Raw genomic sequence first — 20624 nt, 5'->3', positions numbered from 1 at the left:
ATTTTTTGTGTCGCGCTTTGAATGTAAGTGTAATTCTACTTACTTCACTGACAGTGTATCACGATATAATGCGTTATCCAATTGAAATTATAAAGTAAAAGGTTGAATAAAGTTTAAGGTTTGAGTTGAAAAATACCCTATAAAGCTTGTACTTTTCAGTATTGGCTTTATAAGGTATTTATGATTGTGTTATCTTATATCGCTTTATCTTCGGTATTGATTGAAATCAATGACATTACCAGAAGATTTATGATTTTGTTCTTGTGTTTTTGTTTGAGGTTTACTGTGCAGTTCTTCTAAGAACTGATCTAACTCTTCTTGAGATGTGACTTTACCATCTATAATCGCATTCATAACTTTCGCATCGTCACTATCTTGATTTAAGTCGAACATTTCTTTAAACATTTCACGCATGTCTTCATCTTTGCCCGCTTCCACAAACGCAGAAATCGCAGTATCGATATCTTCATCTTCATTAATCGGCAGGCTATTCAATTTTTGATACTTTTCAATTTCTTCTAATAACTCACGATCTGCTTCATCAAGGAAGTCTAATGGATTCAAATCATTCTCTTCGAAGTAATCTTCTAAATCTTCAAAGATATCCATTGGCATATAAAGTATTTCATAGTCATCTTGCACTTGAATGAAGAAAGTTTTCACACTTAAGGCATCAAGATGCGTGTAAGGAATAACGTTGCTTTCTTCAGCGATGAAGTACGCAATTAAATTCAATTCTTTTTGCGTGAGACGTTTGAACATTAATGAAGTTTTGTTTGTAAATTTATCTTGAATTAAATCAACGATGTCACTTTTGCTTCCTTTAGAAAAGCCGGTAATTTTAAATTCACGACAAATTTGTTTTAATTCTTCAGTATTGTATCTCTCTAGTAAGTCAGCAAGTTGGAAATCTTCATAATCTCTACGTGCTTGTGTTATTTCACGCATTTCATGAATGGCTTCTTCTTCATCATCATCTAATGGTGGGATAGAGTCATATTTATGGTTGAGTACGTGGCTATTGAAGTTGTTTAAAAACTCAGTTTCTACAAAATAAGAGTTTTTCTCAATTTCATAAACGAAATCTGTTCTTCTTAATATTTTTAATTCATCGGCTTTGTCTTCTGAAATGATTGTGACTTCAGGATGATACTTCAAGATAGATTCTAAGACTTGTCTTTCTTTTAACGTCGTATACTTTCCATAATCCGTACAGATTTCTTGAACAGACATTTTCTCTACATCATCTATTTTATAATCAGCATTATGGAATTCGATGGCTTCGGCTAATTCGATATATTTATGTTTTTGCTCTTCCAAGTAATTCATGTGCGTCACCCCGTGCATTGTAAGATTGTATTATATCTATTCTATACCAATCTTTCCCTTAAAACGAATATTTTAAAGATTAAATGGATTGATCTTTAATTATAGAAATTCTACATAGGATTCAACACCAAGTTGTGATACATTAAACTAAATAACAATGTGAAGGAGTACCGCAATGGATACGACAGCTTTGATTTATGTCATTATTATTTTTATCAGCTTTATCGTCACAAACATGATTTCGAATCGCTTCATTAAAAACCGTTCTAATACAGGTTTATACTTGTTAAAACGTGTCGGTATTTTCATGGGTGTATATCTGGTCTTATTTAGTATTTATTTTATCTTGTTCAAACCAGAAATTTAAAGTAAAGGTATGCGTTGAATACAGATCCAACTTATATGTTTATATATGTAAAAAGTCAGGCGTGTTGCCTGACTTTCATTGTTTAAAGCTGTTTAGTTGTATATTAAACAGGGCGTACTGTAATTTCATTCACATTGACATGACTAGGTTGTGTTAACGCATAGACTACCGCATTTGCGATATCTTTAGGTTCTAACATTTTACGTGAACCCCAATCTGTATCACTAGTCATAGCTGTGTCGACCATACCTGGTGAAATGCTGGTAGAACGAATGCCTGTTTTTGCGAGTTCTTTTTCTAAACCTTGTGTAATCGCATGGACAGCTGCTTTTGTGGCGCTGTATAACGCGCTTGATTTTGTCACTTCAAAGCCCGAAATTGAAGCGATGTTAACGATATGACCGCTTTGCTGTTGTTGGAAGTGCGGCATGACCGCATTGATTGCGTATAATGTACCTTTAAGGTTTACATCAATCATATCGTCCCAAGCTTGTACTTCACCTTCTGTAATCGCAGACGATTTCATTTGACCTGCGCTGTTGACTAAGATATCGACTTTCCCGAATTCTTCTACAGCTTGTTGTACTGCACGATCAATATCTTCACGGTTTGTGACATCAGCGCTGATAATTTCATAGTTTTTTGCGCCTGCTTTACGTAATTCAGTTGAAACTTGGTCTAGTTTCTTTTCATCACGAGCAACAAGCACTACAGTTGCGCCTTCATTTGAAAGCTTTAAGGCAATGCCTTTCCCGATACCGCTGCTTGCGCCTGTAATGACTGCCACTTTCTTATTCAATTCTGTCATAAGTAAATCCGCCTTTCTCTCTCTTATTTACATTTATATTGTTTTATTCCCTTTTTCTACTTAAGGTAAAGATAATAGCCAACATCTTCAGTATATACAAGGTGACTTATGAATGCGAAAATTGAAGCAAAATGATAGAATATTAACGGCTTTTCTCATCCTTTCAGCAATATTGCATCAAAAATGTAAACGTTTTCTAAATGACTGATGAAACACGACGGAATTTGGTATACAATGGGATTACATTTAAAATTTAGTGCAATTTCAGCAGAGTGGGCTGCTGGGAATTGAAGTAATACATGATAAGCAGAGAAATAGAGAGAGGGGAACTATAATGTTATTGCTTACGATTCTTCAATTCATTATCAACATCTTAATTGCGCTTGTCGTAATAGGACTGTTGGTGACTGGATTAGTATTGTTATTTAGAGATAAACGGCAACAACAACACAGTGTGTTGCGTAACTATCCTGTGTTGGCGCGTGTACGTTATTTCTTCGAAAAGATCGGACCAGAGTTGCGTCAATATTTATTCTCAGAGGACACGAAAGGGAAACCATTTTCACGTAGTCAATATACAGACATCGTGAAAGCTGGTAAATACAAATCACGTATGACGAGCTTCGGAACGCAGACAGATTATGAAACAGGCTTCTTTATTCAAAACACGATGTTTCCAAAACAAGCAACGGAAATGCGTATTGATCAATCGACTTTAATTTCAACGTTTGTCTATAAGGTTGATAACGAACGCTTATTTGATCGAGAAGAACATCGAGACCCTGAAAAGGTTGACCCTTATTATCTGTCGGATGAGGATGCGATTGTTTTAGGAGAAGATTTAAAATATCCATATAAAGTGAAACGTTTAGTCGGACAATCTGGTATGAGTTACGGTGCACTAGGTAAAAATGCGATTACCGCATTATCTATGGGATTAGGACGTGCAGGTACTTGGATGAATACCGGTGAAGGCGGCTTATCTGACCACCATCGTAAAGGCGGCGGCGATATTATCTTCCAAATCGGACCTGGTTTATTCGGTGTACGTAAAGCCAATGGTGAGTTTGACTTAGAGAAGTTTAAACAAAAGGCAGCTATCGACCAAGTGAAAGCCTTTGAAGTGAAGTTAGCACAAGGGGCTAAAACACGTGGCGGTCATATGGAAGGCGCTAAGGTAACAGAAGAAATTGCGAAAATCAGAAGTGTTGAACCTGGTAAAACGATTAATTCACCGAATCGCTTTGAATTCATTCATAATTACGATGATTTATTAGATTGGATTATGGATTTGAAAGAAGCGGCACAAAAACCAGTAGGCTTCAAAATTGTGGTGAGTCATGTCGACGAAATTGAAGCCTTAGTCAGAACGATGAAACAACGTCAACAATATCCAAGCTTCATCACAATTGATGGTGGTGAAGGGGGTACAGGTGCGACGTATCAAGAATTACAAGATAGCGTCGGCTTACCATTATTCACAGCCTTACCGATTGTGACAGGCATGTTAGAGAAGTATGGTATTCGCGATAAAATGAAAATCTTCGCATCAGGTAAATTGGTGACACCTGATAAAATTGCGATTGCGCTCGGTCTCGGTGCAGACTTAGTCAATGTCGCACGTGGTATGATGATCAGTGTCGGCTGTATTATGAGTCAACAATGCCACTTGAACACATGTCCAGTCGGTGTGGCGACGACAAACCCTAAATTAGAACGTGGTTTGTTTGTGAACGAAAAGAACTATCGTGTCACAAACTACATCACAAGTTTACATGAAGGATTATTCAACTTAGCAGCGGCTGTCGGTGTCGAAAGTCCGACAGAAATTACGCAAGATCATTTAATCCTTAAAAATCCGAACGGCAACTTACAGTCGATTTATGATTATAAATTAAAATTAGTCGATACAAATCAAAAAGTATCTGTATAAATGTTGTTCAAGCTCTCACTTTGATGCGTGAGAGCTTTTTTTAATGTCTATAATTAGTTGTTGATGTCGAGTTAAGCTACAAAACACCCATGATGTAGATAGAATAGCTGGTTTTGGTGTGGGATAATTTTCAATGCGACATTCATCAAGTATAAGTAAACAGTTCATTTAAGCGCTGTGTTTTTACGCACATTTAAACAACAATTAAATGTAATTCAACTTTAGTGTGGTATGATTTAGTGCGTTATAAACATAGGTTGAGAAAATAGAGGAAGAAAAGGAAGAGGAGATGAAGTATGACACTCAAAACCAAATTATGGATGATTTTTACAATGTTGCTTGGCGGGTTCTTTGGAATTTTGAATGAAACCTTACTTGCGACAGCGTTACCAAGTATTATGAAAGATTTTAATATTGAATATACACAAGTTCAGTGGCTGACAACAGGATTCTTACTGACAAACGGTATTGTGATTCCATTGTCAGCGATGGTAATTCAGCGCTTTAGTACACGACAAGTGTTCCTGACATCCATTTTAATCTTTTTAGCAGGTACACTGGTTGCGGGCTTTAGTCCGAACTTCACTGTATTATTAATTGCGCGTATTATACAAGCACTAGGTTCAGGTATTATGATGCCGTTAATGATGACAACGATTTTAGATGTCTTTGAACCTCAAGAACGTGGTAAATATATGGGGATTTTCGGTTTAGTGATTGGCTTAGCACCGGCCATTGGTCCAACGTTATCAGGATATATAGTTGAGTATTCACACTGGCGTTCATTATTCCACGTAGTAACACCGATTGCGGCAATCACATTCCTAATGAGTTTGAAACTTATTAAGAACGTAGGTACGACAAGTAAAGTACCAATTGATATTTTATCTATTGCCTTATCTGTTGTAGGGTTTGGCGGATTATTATATGGTACAAGTTCTATCGCACGTGACGGTTGGGATGACCCGGTTGTTCTAACAACGATTATTGGCGGCATTGTGTTAGTGGTACTCTTTATCATCAGACAATTACGTTTAGAAACACCATTGCTGGATTTCAGAGTGTTTAAACAAGGTCAATTTGCGGTCGGCATTGTTATTATGGCCTTTACAATGATTGCGATGATTGGTTCTGAAACGGTATTACCGATCTTTATTCAAAATATTATGGGCAAACCTGCTTTAGAATCTGGCTTAGCATTATTACCAGGTGCGATTGTGATGGGGATTATGTCTGTAGTATCAGGTATCCTTTATGAGAAATTCGGCGCTAAAATTTTAGCCTTTATCGGTATGGGTATCGTGGTTGTGACGACAACTTATTTCGTCTTTATGGATGCTAAAACATCGTTAGTAATGTTAACAACAGTATATGCGATTCGTATGATCGGTATTGCGTTAGGTTTAATGCCATTAATGACACATACGATGAACGAATTACCGCAGAAAATGAATGCGCATGGTTCTTCTATGACGAACACTATGCAACAAATTTCAGCTTCTATCGGTACAGCGATTCTCTTTACAATTATGAGTCACTTCGCGAAAATCTTTAAACCAGATATGGCAGATTATCAAGGACTTAAACCAGAAGTGATGCAAGCGCAAATTGCACAAGATGCGATGTTGAACGGTTATCACGCAGCATTCTGGTTCACAGTAATTATTGCGGTTATCGCATTCTTAAGTGTGTTCTTATTAAAAAGCCAAAAGAAAGTGAAACATCCTAACACTCAAGAATCAAATACAACTGCATAATACAAAGTCACTAAATAAAAATCAGCATCTCCGCTATGGAAGTGCTGATTTTTTCTATTCTGATATTTCTTTTAAAGTAGCTGAAAAACATGGTCATGATAGTGTGGGTAATAGGTGTACAATTGAATGTTCTTTAACACATGTTTAAGTATTTTTGATAAACTATTAGAAATACCATTTTTTAAACAAAGGGGATGTTTATACATGGCAAATTTACAAAATGTGGAACCAGAAGCATTAAGACAAATGATTCGTAATAAAGAAGTAACGGGGCATACAAGTGGAATGGCTAAGGGGTACATTCAAGCGAATGTGGTTATTCTACCTTCAAAATATGCTTATGATTTCTTGAAATTCTGTTTTAAAAATCCAAAAACGTGTCCGCTATTAGATGTATCTGAAGTAGGGGAAGTTAACTTTTCAAAGTATGGTAAAAATGCGGATATTACGACAGAAGTCGGAGCTTATCGTGTATATGAAAACGGTGAATTAATAGAAACACCGTCTGATATCAAGCATCGATTTAATGACGATATGGTTAGCTTTTTAATTGGATGTAGTTTTACGTTTGAACATGCGTTGTTAGAAGCGGGTATTCCATTACGTCATCTAGAAGAAGGACATAACGTACCGATGTATATTACAAATATACCTGCTGAACCTGCGGGTCGTTTTGACGGCAATATAACTGTAAGTATGCGTCCGATGACTATGAAAGATGCGATTCGTGCGACTGAGATTACGACACACTTTAAAAATGTTCACGGCACGCCTATCCATATCGGAGACCCTTCAGCAATCGGTATCAAAGATTTAAATCAAACAGACTTTGGGGAGCCGGTACACATAAAAGAAAATGAAGTCCCGGTCTTTTGGGGATGTGGTGTGACACCGCAATCTGTAGCTTTAGACGCTAAGCCTGAATTGATCATTACACATGCGCCTGGACATATGTTTATTACAGATGTTAAGGATAGTGAACTAAGTGATTGAGGTGTGATTTTTGCACACTAAACGTTAACTTCATTTAAAAAAGACGTGATATAAATAATTAAATCTAATAGAGGAGGCAACGCTTATGGTTAAAAGTGTTTCAATAAATACAAAAGTTTTGAACGCCTATATCAATGAATCTAGCGTCCCTCTCTCTGCAATTCAAAAGAAAGTTGAAAAGATAGAAAACATCATGCGCGGAGAGGTACAACCAACTTTTAACCAACTCGTTACAATTGCAAAAACAATTCACGTTCCAGCAGGTTTATTAGTGCTAAATAAAAAAATATATTCTTGACTCCAATATTTATATTAACTTTTATGACCGCTATTATAAGTATGGTTATTTTCCAAGCTTTTGGAAAAATTCACCTTCAATCCTAAATAAACAAGTGATTATTCCTAATATTGTTTTAAAAGAAAACTATCAAGATCCTTGGTTTAAAAAGTGGCTAACTAACAATTATAGTTGTGAAACTTTTAATCATAGTGATTACTTTGACGAGTGGCAATTCATTTTAACGCATATACAAGAGAGTGACTTTTATAAAAATGACGCAATTTCTGGAATGGAAAAGGGTGGAGAGATGTAAGTATTGCCGACCCTTGGTTAATCGCAATCGCTAAAAGAGAAGGCTATACTATAATGACTAACGAAAATAGAAATGTTAACTTATCCACTTCTCAACCTAGTAAAGCACCAAAAATTCCAGATATATGTGATGACTTGAATATTGAATGTATCGATATGAATCAATTTTTTAAAGAAATTAGTTTGAGTATATAAATTACCTTGGCGAAAGCCAGGGTTTTTTTATGCCTGCATTAACACTCACTTCATGCTTCCCTCATAGTAAATTTTAAAATAATAGAATTATTTTACGATATAAAAGTGATTATACAAATTGTGACATTTTAGGTTTAACATTATAGATTATGTTTGTCACAAATGGTATGTAAGCGTTTACTATAAAAGGATGATAAATTACTAAAATATTCTGATTATGTTTAAAAATAGAATTATTTATAAAACGTCTAATAATTAGTTTGCCTTTATTGTATATAAGTGTTAAATTAAATGTGAAAATATTCACAAGGAGAGATGAACATGGAAATCGGTATCATTAAAGAACTTAAACCAGGTGAAGGACGTGTGGCTTGCACCCCAGAAAATGTGAAGAAACTTGTATTAGATGGGCACCGTGTCCTTGTTGAACATAATGCAGGTACAGGCTCTGGATTTGATGACGCACAATATGAGAAAGCAGGCGGCTTTATTGTGAATCATGAAGAAGCATGGCAAGCGGATTTGATTGTCAAAGTGAAAGAGCCGGATGCGAAAGAATTCCAATTCTTCAAACCAGGACAAGTCATCTGGGGCTTCCAACATTTAGCATCATCTAAAGAAACCGTAGAGGCAATGCAAGAAGCGGGTGTTACCGCAATCGGCGGCGAAACGATTGTGAAAGATGGACAAGCACCTTTACTTGCGCCGATGAGTGCCATCGCAGGACGACGTTCTATGTTGATGGGCGCATATTATTTAGAAAAGCAACATCAAGGTGAAGGTATATTGATTTCAGGAATTGATGCGATTGACGGTATTCCTTCTGGTAAAGTCGTTATCTTCGGCGGCGGATCAGCTGCGGTCAATGCGGCTACAATTGGCCTAGGCTTACAAGCATCAGTTTCAATTATCGAATTAAATGATGACCGTATCTCATGGCTTAAAGATCACTTCAAAGGTCAAGACGTTACAGTTATTAAATCTAATGAAGAAAACCTCGCAAAAGAAATTAAGACAGCGGATGTCTTTATTTCAACAATTCTTATCCCCGGTTCTAAACCACCAAAACTCGTTACACGTGACATGATTCAATCTATGAAAGAAGGTTCAGTCGTTGTAGATATTGCGATTGACCAAGGCGGTACAGTTGAAGGTATCCGTCCAACTACGATTGACAATCCAGTTTATGTTGAAGACGGTGTTGTCTTCTACGCAGTACCAAACCAACCCGGTGCTGTACCACGTACTTCTACTATGGCACTTGCTTTAGGTAATATCGAATACTTACAAGAAATCAGCAATAAAGACATCGAACAAGCGATTAAAGATAATCCTGTACTTGCGACAGGTGTCAATATATATAAAGGTCATGTGACGAATGAAGGACTTGCACAATCTCATGACTTATCCTACGAGGAGTTAAACAAGTTAATGAATTAAGCGAAATAATTACCCTATATAAAGAGAAATGGAGAGAGCGAAATGACAGTAAACAGTACAGTAATGCAAACGGAGAAATATTGTAATATTCAAGACATTAAAGAAGCGAAAATGATGATTCGTGATTACGTGCGTAAAACACCGCTAATCCAATCCATGTTCTTAAGTAATGATATCACTGGCGGAGATGTTTATTTGAAATTAGAAAACATGCAGTTCACGGGTTCATTCAAATATCGTGGTGCCTTGAATAAAATTTTACATCTGACAGAAGAACAAAAAGAAAAAGGTATCATTACCGCATCAGCTGGGAACCATGCACAAGGACTTGCGCTGACCGGTAAGTTATTAGGTATCAAAGCGACTGTGATTATGCCAGAAGAAGCACCTATTGCTAAACAAGAAGCTACCAGAGGTTATGGTGCAGAAGTCATATTGAAAGGAGAGACATTCAATGATTCTCGCCTCTATATGGAACAGCTTGCGAAAGAAACGGGCAAAACGATTGTTCATCCTTACGATGACAATGAAGTAATGGCTGGACAAGGCACAATCGGACTTGAAATTTTAGACAGTATTTGGAACGTCAACACGGTGATTGTACCTGTTGGTGGTGGCGGTTTGATTTCAGGTGTTGCGACCGCATTAAAATCATTCAACCCGTCTATCCATGTCATTGGCGTACAAGCAGAGAATGTGCATGGTATGGCAGAATCTGTGAAACAAGGTAAGATTACGTCACAATTTACTGCACATACCATTGCGGACGGTACAGAAGTCGCAATTCCAGGTGAAAAAACGTATGAAGTCGCAGATAAATTAGTTGATGAATTTATCTTAGTGACTGAAGATGAAATTTCGAATGCGATGCGTCACTTAATGCAACGCGCAAAAATTATCACAGAAGGAGCCGGTGCGTTACCGACAGCAGCAATTCTAAGCGGTAAAATTGACCCGAAATGGTTGAAAAACAAAACAACAGTCGCACTCGTGTCTGGTGGAAACGTCGATTTAACACGCGTGTCACATATTATTGATACATTACTCGAACCTGCCGATACTAGTGAAGGTGTAGTAGGTTAACCGAAATAAGACAGAACGGAGGTAAACCTGATGAGTAGTGATAAAGCCTTAAAGAAAAATATAGGTTTCTTTGCTGCACTTTCTCTCGTTATGGGTTCGGTAATCGGTGCTGGCGTCTTCTTCAAAGTTTCCAGTGTCACTGAAGTGACCGGCTCAACGAGTATGGCAATGTTAGTTTGGTTCCTTGGAGGTCTCATTACCATTTGTGCAGGTTTAACAGGTGCTGAGTTAGCAGCTGCCATTCCTGAAACAGGTGGTCTGACAAAATATATCGAATATACGTATGGCAACTTCTGGGGATTCTTATCTGGATGGGCACAAGGGTTCATCTATTTTCCCGCAAACGTAGCCGCACTGGCGATTATATTCGGTACGCAAATTATCAACTTGTTTCATCTTAACATTATTTATTTAGTGCCTATCGCTGTTATGAGTGCGTTAACATTGTTGTTAATCAACTTATTAGGATCAAAGGCAGGCGGATTACTCCAATCTATTACGTTGGTAATTAAATTAATCCCAATTGCGATGATTGTATTATTCGGCTTCTTCCAAAGCAGCGAAGTATCATTCTCTTTATTCCCAGTGGTGAATGGTACAAGTTCTGGTTGGTTTGAAGCGATTGGAAGCGGCTTGCTTGCGACAATGTTCGCATACGACGGATGGATTCATGTCGGTAATATTGCCGGGGAAATGAAAAATCCTAAGAAAGATTTACCTGGCGCAATTGCTTTAGGTATTGGCTTGATTATGGTTGTGTATTTATTAATCAACGCAACGTTCTTAATGACCTTGCCGATTGAACATATCGTAGGTAACTTAAATGCCGCAAGTGATGCTTCATCTATTCTATTCGGCGCAAGCGGCGGCAAGATTATCACTATCGGTATTTTGATTTCTGTGTACGGTACCATGAACGGTTATACGATGACAGGCATGAGGATTCCTTATGCGATGGCACAAATCGATCAATTACCATTTAAACGCGCATTCTTAAGCTTAACGCCATCAGATACACCTTGGTTAGGCGGTGTCATTCAATTGGTTATCGCTACAATAATGATGTTGTTAGGTGCGTTTGATACGATTACGAACATGTTGATTTTCGTTATTTGGACATTCTATTGTATGGCTTTCCTAGCGGTCATACTTTTACGCAAACGAGAACCTGAATTACAACGACCTTACCGTGTGCCGTTGTACCCAGTGATTCCAATCATTGCCTTAGCGGCAGGTATATTTGTATTAATTAACACATTAATTACACAACCTGTACTGGCAATCATCGGGATTGTCGTGACCTTAGCAGGAATTCCAATTTATTATTATAAGAAAGCACAAGTAAAGTCATAAGTTAGTATTCTAAAATTCATTCACCCTCTATATTTATACCTTTCAAATTAAAGAAGGAAGTCTTTCGTGGTCAGCGTCATGAAGTGACTTCCTTTTTTTGTTTTAATATGAGTTTGTGTTAAAGAGTTCTATCGTGCAGTAGCATCGAGTTCTGCTTGGCTATGACCACGTAACTTCCATAGCGGTAAATAATATGCAAGCTTTTTCAAATGACGTTTGACTTCTAAATTGTTGAATCTGCGAACTTCAGGTTCTAGTGCTAGTTCCTCTATAATATGATCCAGTTGTGTTATGTCTGTGTGTTTTTTTAACGGTTGCAGAACGATAATGTCCATTAAAAATTCTTTCATGTCATCATCTTTAAAAAGCTTTAAAAAGAACTTGAGAGCGTTACGAATATTTTTATTTGTGTTTAATGTATCAAGTTCTCCAGCTGTTAACAGTGCTTCATAGCTAGTCGGAACGAAATAACTGATATCTTCAAAGTGTGCAAGGATATCTGGATATTCTTCTTCAATTAAAGGATGGATATAGTAATCGTTGTCACTGACTAAAATATCTTTTAAATGATCTGCTGCCATTGTTTTGATTTCTGTTTCACTTTTAGCTTCGTTGAAGAAGCGGTTGAATAAAGTGGTCGCAAATTGGTAAGGCACAACGCCATAAAGGTTTAATAACACCGCGAAAAATTCAAATTCAGGTGAAAGCTGTTCTTCTTGAGCAAGTAATCGCTCTAGCTTTGCTTCTAAATTTATCGCTTCGTCTTCATCTGTGGCAGTATAATGTGATGTATCCACTTCAGTTGTTTCTTTTACAGTTCCCTTTGTTGAATCTTGGTATAACACTTGGTCTTCAGGACGAACATAATCTAAAGGATTCATCTTATGTGTGTTAAAGAAATCCTTGATTTGTTTCATTGTATTTGCAGGGATAAAGTAAATTGTATTTAAGCGATCAGTATCAATCAGCCAGAAATCAGTATTTAAGTCTTCGGCTATGCTTTTTGGAATACTATTACGATTTTCTAATATGAAATAAGCAAGCAGCTGATAAGCTTCTTTTGAATACCCGACAATAAAATTGTCAGGCGACTCAAAAAACGCTTGTTCTACTAAATGAATGATATGCTTTTTCGGTCCTTTAGAAAATCCTTTGATTTTATGAGTACGACAAATCTCTTTTAATTGATTAACTGTAAAGTTTACATCTAAGAATTCTGAGAGTGTCATATTATCTTTTGCACGTCTGCCAGATTCCACCCAGTATTTAATACTATTTTGATCTTTGGCTGTTTGTGCTAACTCAGGGAATTTTGTTGGAGAACCATTTAAAATATAGTAATTGTAGTTGTTCAGAAATTCATTATCGATATAATTTAAGTTTTTTTGTATTGGCAATAAATAATGTGTTTGTGCTAAAAGCTGCATATGTTGCGCATCTTTTTCCTCAATAAAAGTCATATATTCAGACGTTTTTATTGAGCGTTCTATGATTTGACGTTCTTTTTGACTCATATGTTTAACAAATAGTTGATATAACATCGCTTCAACATTTTTGGTTTTAAATAAGTTATCATGAGATAACGTTGAAGCATCTTCATACTTCATTAATACTTCTATAATTTCTGAAAGCGAACCTTCAATACGTAAATGAGTTGGGAGTGACATAGCTTCCACCTTTTCTATTAATTATGCATAGTATCATTTTACTGAAAACAACCCAAGATGAACAGAACTGTTTGATTGTAAATTTTTATAAACTTTGTATTAAAATTATCTTCAAAAACAAAAAGTGTTTTGTTTAAAATGAAACGGGAAACTCATAATTAGGACTTAATATATAGGAGGTTATTTGTGTGGCTAAAAACAAAAAGCAAGAACAATTAGACCAATTCAGAAAAAGTCATGAAGGCGAGCCGATGACGACGAATAATGGAACAAAAGTCAGTGAAGATGAATTAACACTCACAGCAGGTGAAAGAGGACCGAGTTTATTAGAAGATTTCCATTTCCGTGAGAAAATTATGCATTTTGACCATGAACGAATTCCTGAACGTGTTGTTCACGCACGTGGTTTTGGTGCACATGGTGAATTCCAAGTTTATGAAGATTTATCTGAGTATACTTCAGCAGACTTCCTCACAAACCCTGACAAAGTGACACCTGTCTTTGTACGTATTTCAACGGTACAAGGTTCAAAAGGTTCACCAGATACAGTCAGAGACGTACGTGGCTTTGCGACGAAATTCTATACAGATGAAGGTATCTTTGACTTAGTCGGTAACGATATTCCTGTATTCTTTATTCAAGACGCAATCAAATTCCCGGATTTAATTCATGCAGTTAAACCTGAACCCGATACAGAAACACCACAAGGTGGTACAGCACACGATACATTCTGGGACTTCTTCGCAGAAAATCCAGAAACTTCACATACTGCAGTATGGGCAATGAGTGACCGTGGTATTCCTAAGAATATTAGACAAATTGAAGGCTTCGGTGTACATACGTACCGTTTAGTCAATGCACAAGGTGAAGCATTCTTCGTGAAATTCCATTGGAGACCAGTTCACGGATTAGAATCTCTTGTATGGGATGAAGCGCAAATCTTACAAGGTAAAGATATCGATTTCCACCGTAAAGATTTACATGAATCAATTGAAAAAGGTGACTATCCAGCTTGGGAACTTGGTTTACAAATCTTAAGAGAAGACCAAGAATTCGACTTTGATTTCGACTTATTAGATCCGACAAAAATTTGGCCAGAAGATGAAGTGCCAGTTAAAGTCGTTGGTAAAATGACATTGAACCGAAACGTAGATAATGTCTTTGATGAAATCGAACAAGTCGCATTCCACCCAGGTCATGTCGTACCAGGTATCGATTTCTCAAATGACCCATTACTACAAGGACGTCTATTCTCTTACACAGATACACAAATCTCACGTTTAGGCGGACCAAACTTCAACCAAATTCCAATCAACCGTCCTGTGAATAAAGTACGTAACAACCAACGTGATGCGATGCATCAAATGAACATTCATGAAGGTCAAACGTCTTATCATAAGAATGCTTTAGAAGGCAATTGCCCATTCACAAGTTCAAAAGCAGAAGGCGGTTATGTACACTATCCTGAAAAAGTAGAAGGACACAAAATCCGTAAACGCAGTGACAGTTTCAAAGATTACTATTCACAAGCGAAACTATATCTGAACAGTTTAACAAAACCTGAATTTGACCATACAGTGGATGGCTTCTCATTTGAAATCGGTAAATGTAAAAGCATGGATGTGCGTCAACGTGCAGTGAATCAATTAAATAAAATTGATCGTGAATTAGCTGAACGTGTCGCAGACAATGTGGGTGTACAAGTACCAGAAGAAAATGAAGAAGTAAAATCAGATAAGAAAGACAGTCAATTGACTATGGAAAAATATGACCGTCCATTACCAGGTCACTCAGTGGCAGTATTAGTGAACGGTGATATTGACGCAGAAACATTGAAAAATTATGCGAAAACATTCGCAGAGCATGGTTTAAACTATGCGTTTGTCGGCAAGCAACAAAAAGACTTATCTGATGATATCTCAATCAATGAAACGTATGATACAGCGCATGCGACATTATTCGACAGCTTAGTCATCTTGTCAGATGGCAATGGTTTAATTCCAGATGCTGAAGAGTTTGCGGCGTTATCTTATAAGCATAAGAAACCAATTATCTTTAATGAAGCGGCTTCTAAAGACTTACAAGATGGTAAAGTGAAATTAGATGCGCCTGGTATCTTTGTATCAGATGATCCACAAACAATTGTGAAAGCATTTGATCAAGTACGTTATTGGGATAGAGCATAGTATTCAATATTTAAAGCCTTGGCTACGTGCCAGGGCTTTTTTTCATACATATTTATAAGTTGTTATTTTAGAAAATTGTATTCACTAAACTTTCATATTTTAGTAATTTTGACTTACCAAATTGTGACGCAATCGTGATAAACTGGACTATGTTATCTTTTTCACAATATAGAGATACTAAAGTGAGGAGTTAAAATGTTTCTATTTATCACAGAAATTATTATCATGATTCTGGCCATACTGATGGGGTTACGGCTGGCAGGTGCACTGGGTTGCGGTATCTTCGCAATTGTGGCACAGCTGATCATGATTTTTATCTTTGGTCTGCCGCCAGGTTCAGCACCTGTTACAGCGGTATTGATTATTTTGTCCATTGGGATTGCGGGTGGAACCTTACAAGCTACAGGTGGTATTGATTACTTAGTTTACCTTGCTTCTAAAGTGATTGAGCGCTATCCGAAATCTATCATCTTTATCGCACCCATGATTGTCTTTATTTTTGTCTTCGGTATCGGGACAACAAATATTGCCTTATCACTAGAACCGATTATCGCTAAAACTGCGACACGTGCAGGGATTCAACCGAAACGTCCATTAACAGCATCTGTGTTAACGGCTAACTTAGCATTATTATGTAGTCCAGCAGCTTCTGCGACGGCTTATATTATTGCGACATTGGCAGTGACAGATGTCACGATGGGCAAATACCTATCTATCGTTATGCCGACAGCGATTATTAGTATGTTAGCACTGAGTGTTTATTGTACAGTAGTCGGAAGACGTCGTAAGATGAATCCTAGCCAATTTGCGACAGATATTATGGAAGATATTGAAGCACAGCCGCTACAAACGAAATTTTCGCCTCGTGTGAAATTAGGTGTTTTGGTCTTTTTATTAGGGGTTGGGTTAATTTTAATGTTCGGTATTTTCTCAGATTTAGTACCGACATTTAAAGTCAATGGAGAAACAGTTAAACTTGAAACGACTGAAATTGTGCAGCTCTTTATGTATATGAGTGCCGCAATCAACTTAGTCTTAGTTAAATTAAATACGAGAGATATTTTGGATAGTCATATTACACAATCTGCGATTGGGGCATTATTCGCAGTACTTGGACCTGGTTGGCTTGGTGCGACGATTTTCACAGCCCCAGGCAATAAAAAAATTATGACAGAACAAATCGGCGGTGTGATTCAACAAGTGCCTTGGCTTGTGATTATATTAGTCTCACTCGTTACGATTGTGGTGATTTCACAATCAGCGACAGCATCTATTATGTTGCCGATTCTGATGAGTATGGGTGTGCCGCCGATGTACTTTATTGCGATGGCGCAAACTTTAAATGTTAACTTCGTCATTCCAGCACAACCAACATTATTATTTGCGGTGGATTTAGATGAAACGAAACAAACGAAACCAACCAGCTTTATATTACCTGGCTTCTTTGCGATTACAGTTTCTGTGATTGTCGGATTTAGTATTAAAGCATTGCTTGGTTATTAATTCATAAAAGAAACGTCCTCCAATTTGAGTATTTTTCAAAGTGGAGGACGTTTTTGTATCATTTATTTCCATAAATTCATAACCGCATAACTGCGCATTGGACGCCAAGCTTCAGCGAGAGCTAACCGGCCTTTTGAAGTTTCGGCTTCTTCTGAATCAGGATATAAAGCTTTCATAGCTTTGATGACCCCAATGTCAGATTCTAAGAAGGCATCGGGATATCCTAAAGCACGCATACCGATCGCATGTGCAGTCCAAGGGCCGATCCCTTTGATAGCTAATAAACGTTTCATTTCAACTTCAATTTGAGTCATGATTTCTGTATCTATCTGTTTATCTTTCCATATTGGGTAAGGTTTGAGCTGAATTTCTCCATTAACTAATGCACGAGCAATGGCTTCAATGGTTGAAGCACGTCTACCTGTAATACCAAGTGGTCCTAAAACATCGCTGATACCTTTACCGCCTTCTAGACTATTAGCTTTACCTGCCGCAATGAGTGTCTCTGCAGGTGGGAAGAAAGCAGATAAACCAGGTAAATCTAAGACAAAGGAAGTTCCTAAGGCATGAACTAAACGACCGGCTAGCGTCGTCGCAGCTTGTACCGTAATTTGTTGTCCTAATACTGTACGTACACTGACCTCAAAACCATCAAAGCCTCCTGGCATTCTGGTACTAGAATCCATCCATGAAGCCTTCAATACTTCTCTTGATGCTTGTGGAGGATAATCTAAATCGAAGAGATGACGTATTCGCGTAATGATTTGAGATAACACAGGATAATGGCTCGCACTGAATGTGAGTGCTAAAGCATTTTGTTCATCATCTTGTGTAACCGCAATCCAACCTTTAAATGTGTGTGATTCAGATCGAAGTAGTGCTGTACGGTAATACGTATCATCACATACAGACTCCACACCTGGAATTGACCGTCGATCTAAGAATTGAAGTAGTGTTTCAAATGCATAGGGTGGCTGGTAATAAAGGTAAAGGTGTAAGGTTTGACGATACCAACTGTCATCGACTTCTGTCAGATTATATTCTGGTAATTGATAATAGAAATGTGTGAGTGTAGTCAATTTTAGTCGCATTCTCATTCTCCTAAATAACGTATTATTCTTCTATACCCATATACACAAGTGAGTTAAAGGTGTGTTGTTTCATCAATAAATGCGTGATGAAATCAATTTTCGCTAGATTTTAAATAGAAACAGGAATTTCATTGCCAACTATCAACGATTTCGTTAAGCTAGAATAGTGATGATAGTTTATTATTTTTGTTCATGAAATGTATAAAATAATTATAACTGTTGATTTATGATGAAGGGATGACGATAAAATTGATGAAACGCGTGCTGACTATAGCTGCAGCGAGTACTTTGATCCTTACAGCATGCGGTAATAATGATTCAACTTCAAAGAATGACAACAAGTCCGCAGAACATCAACAATCAGAGAAGCATAACGATAATAAAAATAAAATTAAATACCCTAAAGAAGGGGTTAAAGGAATTTATGTGACACCTGGGACCCTTCAAGGTGAACGTTTTGATGAATTAATCAAAATGATTAACGATACAGATTTGAACGCTATGGTGATTGATGTTAAAGACGATACAGGTAATATTACCATGGACTTGAATTCAGATAATAAACTGATTCAAAAGAATACAACTGAAATGGTCAGCCTTAAAAAATTAATGAAGACGTTAGAGAAGAACAATGTCTATCCAATTGCCAGAGTTGTAACGTTTAAAGATGCACGTGCAGCGGAAGCTCATCCAGATTGGTCATTTAAAGAAAAGAATGGCGAAGTTTGGGAAAGTGATGGCGGTGATAAATTCTTAAATCCATTCAAAAAAGAAGTCAGAGATTATAATATTGATGTCGCAAAAGCAGCAGCAAAGGCTGGATTTAGAGAAGTACAATTTGACTATGTTCGCTTCCCAGAAGGCTTTGAAAATATGGACAAAGATTTAGTGTATTCTAATGGTAAATATAAAGGCGATGACATGGATAATACACAACAACGTGTCGATAGTATTACGCAGTTCCTAAAATCAGCGCGTAAAGAAATTCATCCTTTAGATGCGCAAATTTCTGCAGACGTCTTTGGTTACTCTGCGACAGTAGAAGAAGCACCGGGTATTGGTCAAAGTTTCCCTAAAATTGCGGAGAATGTAGATGTGATTTCTTCTATGATATATCCATCACATTGGAGCCCTGGTGACTTTGGGATTGAGCATCCTGACTTAGAACCTTATAACACAGTAGACAAGTACTTAGAGAAAGAATCAGATGTATTGAAGAAAGCAGACCATAAACCGAAAACACGTCCTTGGCTGCAAGATTTCACTGCAAGTTATTTAGGTGAAGGGAATTATAAGAGTTATGATGCAGAAGCGGTTTCTGATCAAATTCAAGCGTTACGTGATCACGGTATCAATGAATTCTTACTTTGGGATGCTTCAAATGAATATACTCAAGGTGTGAACTATTCACCGGAAAAGAGTGAAAAAGCTAAAGAAAAAGAAAATGAAGATAAGCAAGAGAAAGAAGATAAACAAGACAAAAAAGATCATCAATAAAATTAAAGAACTGGACTTTCTTTTAATGGAAGGTTCAGTTCTATTTATGCTAATTTAAGAAACTGATGATGAATATTTCTTATACATAAAATTAATAACTATGAGATGTGCGTAGAAAAGTCATATAGATTATTTCGAGATAGTATACACGAATTAAAGAGAAATTTTAAGAACATATTAATTTGTGATACAAAATATTGTCAAAAATTGAGGCTGAAAATGGATTAATTAGAAATTTGAGTGAAATTAGATGTGCAAACACGAACAAATTCACTAAAAATTAAGTTTTGCTATACTAAATGGTACAAAACTTTGCTATAATGAGTCGAATGTGAGAGAAAAACAAACATTTTGAAACATTATTATTTTATGTACAAAAGTACTAAACGGAGGACATCATGAAAAAATCAGGCAACAAGCGTTTAGACTTCTTACCGAATATTCATAATAAATATTCAATTCGTAAGTTTACAGTCGGTACAGCTTCTATTTTACTTGGAACTACTTTATTGTTCGGCGCAAGCCGTGACGCAGAAGCAGCAGAAACAGATGCACAACAAGCAGAGGAACCTGCCGAACACGGAGCAGATCAAGCAGCTCCAGCTGAGGCACCTGTTGTAAACCAAGAAACTCAAACGCAACAAACAACACCAGAAGTTTCAACAGCACAGCCAGCAAACGAATCAAATCAAGCAGCTGCAACATCAGAAGCAAAACCTTCCGATAATACAGCACAAGTAGCACCTACAAATAAAGAAAGTGTTCAAGCAGAAAAAGTAGAAAAAGCTGAGGCAACTTCACAAACTGAATCGACGCCTAAAGCTGACACA

The 20624-nt window shown here is 37.0% G+C and carries 17 protein-coding genes and 1 pseudogene; 14 read left to right on the top strand and 4 right to left on the bottom strand.

Features of this window, described 5'->3' with window-relative positions; translation table 11 throughout:
• Positions 1 to 204: 204 nt before the first annotated feature.
• Positions 205 to 1329: a hypothetical protein gene (locus tag KRR19_RS04205; RefSeq protein WP_037556097.1), complete on the bottom strand. Its 1125-nt coding sequence runs from the start codon at positions 1327 to 1329 to the stop codon at positions 205 to 207.
• A 175-nt stretch (positions 1330 to 1504) separates the two neighbouring features.
• Here KRR19_RS04205 and KRR19_RS04200 point away from each other — a divergent pair, with 175 nt between their 5' ends.
• Positions 1505 to 1696 carry a hypothetical protein gene (locus KRR19_RS04200; protein WP_002480054.1) on the top strand — a complete coding sequence of 64 codons (192 nt, stop codon included), beginning with the start codon at positions 1505 to 1507 and terminating at the stop codon, positions 1694 to 1696.
• Positions 1697 to 1799: 103 nt separating this feature from the next.
• Here the strand turns inward: KRR19_RS04200 and KRR19_RS04195 are convergent, their stop codons facing one another.
• Positions 1800 to 2504 carry an SDR family oxidoreductase gene (locus KRR19_RS04195; protein WP_002480053.1) on the bottom strand — a complete coding sequence of 235 codons (705 nt, stop codon included), beginning with the start codon at positions 2502 to 2504 and terminating at the stop codon, positions 1800 to 1802.
• Between the two features lie 334 nt (positions 2505 to 2838).
• Here KRR19_RS04195 and KRR19_RS04190 point away from each other — a divergent pair, with 334 nt between their 5' ends.
• The 9 genes from KRR19_RS04190 (at position 2839) to KRR19_RS04155 (ending at position 11850) form a co-directional block, all read left to right on the top strand.
• Entirely contained in the window at positions 2839 to 4437 is a 1599-nt protein-coding gene (locus tag KRR19_RS04190) for an FMN-binding glutamate synthase family protein (RefSeq protein ID WP_002480052.1), read from the top strand.
• Between the two features lie 296 nt (positions 4438 to 4733).
• Positions 4734 to 6194, top strand: coding sequence for an MDR family MFS transporter (locus KRR19_RS04185; protein ID WP_002480051.1), 1461 nt, complete (start codon positions 4734 to 4736; stop codon positions 6192 to 6194).
• A gap of 204 nt (positions 6195 to 6398) precedes the next feature.
• Positions 6399 to 7187, top strand: coding sequence for a putative hydro-lyase (locus KRR19_RS04180; RefSeq protein WP_070684389.1), 789 nt, complete (start codon positions 6399 to 6401; stop codon positions 7185 to 7187).
• A gap of 85 nt (positions 7188 to 7272) precedes the next feature.
• On the top strand, positions 7273 to 7485 hold the full coding sequence (locus KRR19_RS04175; protein WP_216733463.1) for a hypothetical protein: 213 nt from the start codon (positions 7273 to 7275) through the stop codon (positions 7483 to 7485).
• Positions 7466 to 7780 (top strand): DUF4411 family protein, encoded by a 315-nt coding sequence (locus KRR19_RS12195; RefSeq protein ID WP_308900672.1) that lies wholly within the window; start codon positions 7466 to 7468, stop codon positions 7778 to 7780. The genes KRR19_RS04175 and KRR19_RS12195 overlap by 20 nt, the downstream gene beginning before the upstream one ends.
• Before the next feature lie 53 nt (positions 7781 to 7833).
• Positions 7834 to 7974 carry a DUF4411 family protein gene (locus KRR19_RS12190; protein ID WP_002480048.1) on the top strand — a complete coding sequence of 47 codons (141 nt, stop codon included), beginning with the start codon at positions 7834 to 7836 and terminating at the stop codon, positions 7972 to 7974.
• A gap of 321 nt (positions 7975 to 8295) precedes the next feature.
• Positions 8296 to 9414: an alanine dehydrogenase gene (gene ald / locus KRR19_RS04165; protein WP_216733462.1), complete on the top strand. Its 1119-nt coding sequence runs from the start codon at positions 8296 to 8298 to the stop codon at positions 9412 to 9414.
• Positions 9415 to 9456: 42 nt separating this feature from the next.
• Positions 9457 to 10497: a bifunctional threonine ammonia-lyase/L-serine ammonia-lyase TdcB gene (gene tdcB, locus KRR19_RS04160; protein WP_002480046.1), complete on the top strand. Its 1041-nt coding sequence runs from the start codon at positions 9457 to 9459 to the stop codon at positions 10495 to 10497.
• Between the two features lie 30 nt (positions 10498 to 10527).
• Entirely contained in the window at positions 10528 to 11850 is a 1323-nt protein-coding gene (locus KRR19_RS04155) for an APC family permease (RefSeq protein ID WP_002480045.1), read from the top strand.
• 128 nt (positions 11851 to 11978) lie between these two features.
• Here KRR19_RS04155 and KRR19_RS04150 read toward each other — a convergent pair whose 3' ends face one another.
• On the bottom strand, positions 11979 to 13517 hold the full coding sequence (locus tag KRR19_RS04150) for a hypothetical protein (protein WP_002480044.1): 1539 nt from the start codon (positions 13515 to 13517) through the stop codon (positions 11979 to 11981).
• A gap of 251 nt (positions 13518 to 13768) precedes the next feature.
• Between KRR19_RS04150 and KRR19_RS04145 the strand changes: the two genes are divergently transcribed.
• Both KRR19_RS04145 and KRR19_RS04140 read left to right on the top strand, forming a co-directional pair.
• On the top strand, positions 13769 to 15703 hold the full coding sequence (locus tag KRR19_RS04145) for a catalase (RefSeq protein ID WP_051035989.1): 1935 nt from the start codon (positions 13769 to 13771) through the stop codon (positions 15701 to 15703).
• Between the two features lie 195 nt (positions 15704 to 15898).
• Positions 15899 to 17206: an anaerobic C4-dicarboxylate transporter family protein gene (locus tag KRR19_RS04140; RefSeq protein WP_216733460.1), complete on the top strand. Its 1308-nt coding sequence runs from the start codon at positions 15899 to 15901 to the stop codon at positions 17204 to 17206.
• Positions 17207 to 17268: 62 nt separating this feature from the next.
• On the opposite strand, the gene KRR19_RS04135 is transcribed toward KRR19_RS04140, so the two are convergent.
• The gene (locus tag KRR19_RS04135) at positions 17269 to 18297 is read right to left on the bottom strand and encodes a DNA-3-methyladenine glycosylase family protein (protein ID WP_002480041.1); all 1029 of its coding nucleotides are present in this window, start codon (positions 18295 to 18297) and stop codon (positions 17269 to 17271) included.
• 237 nt (positions 18298 to 18534) lie between these two features.
• Between KRR19_RS04135 and KRR19_RS04130 the strand changes: the two genes are divergently transcribed.
• Positions 18535 to 19794, top strand: coding sequence for a putative glycoside hydrolase (locus KRR19_RS04130; RefSeq protein WP_372510746.1), 1260 nt, complete (start codon positions 18535 to 18537; stop codon positions 19792 to 19794).
• Positions 19795 to 20192: 398 nt separating this feature from the next.
• Positions 20193 to 20327, top strand: a pseudogene (locus tag KRR19_RS12380) (YSIRK-type signal peptide-containing protein); the annotation flags it as partial.
• Between the last annotated feature and the right edge of the window lie 297 nt (positions 20328 to 20624).

It is taken from the genome of Staphylococcus sp. CWZ226, assembly GCF_018986355.1.
In the GTDB taxonomy this organism is placed as follows: Bacteria; Bacillota; Bacilli; order Staphylococcales; family Staphylococcaceae; genus Staphylococcus; species Staphylococcus simulans.
This window is presented reverse-complemented; position numbering and strand designations above follow the sequence as displayed.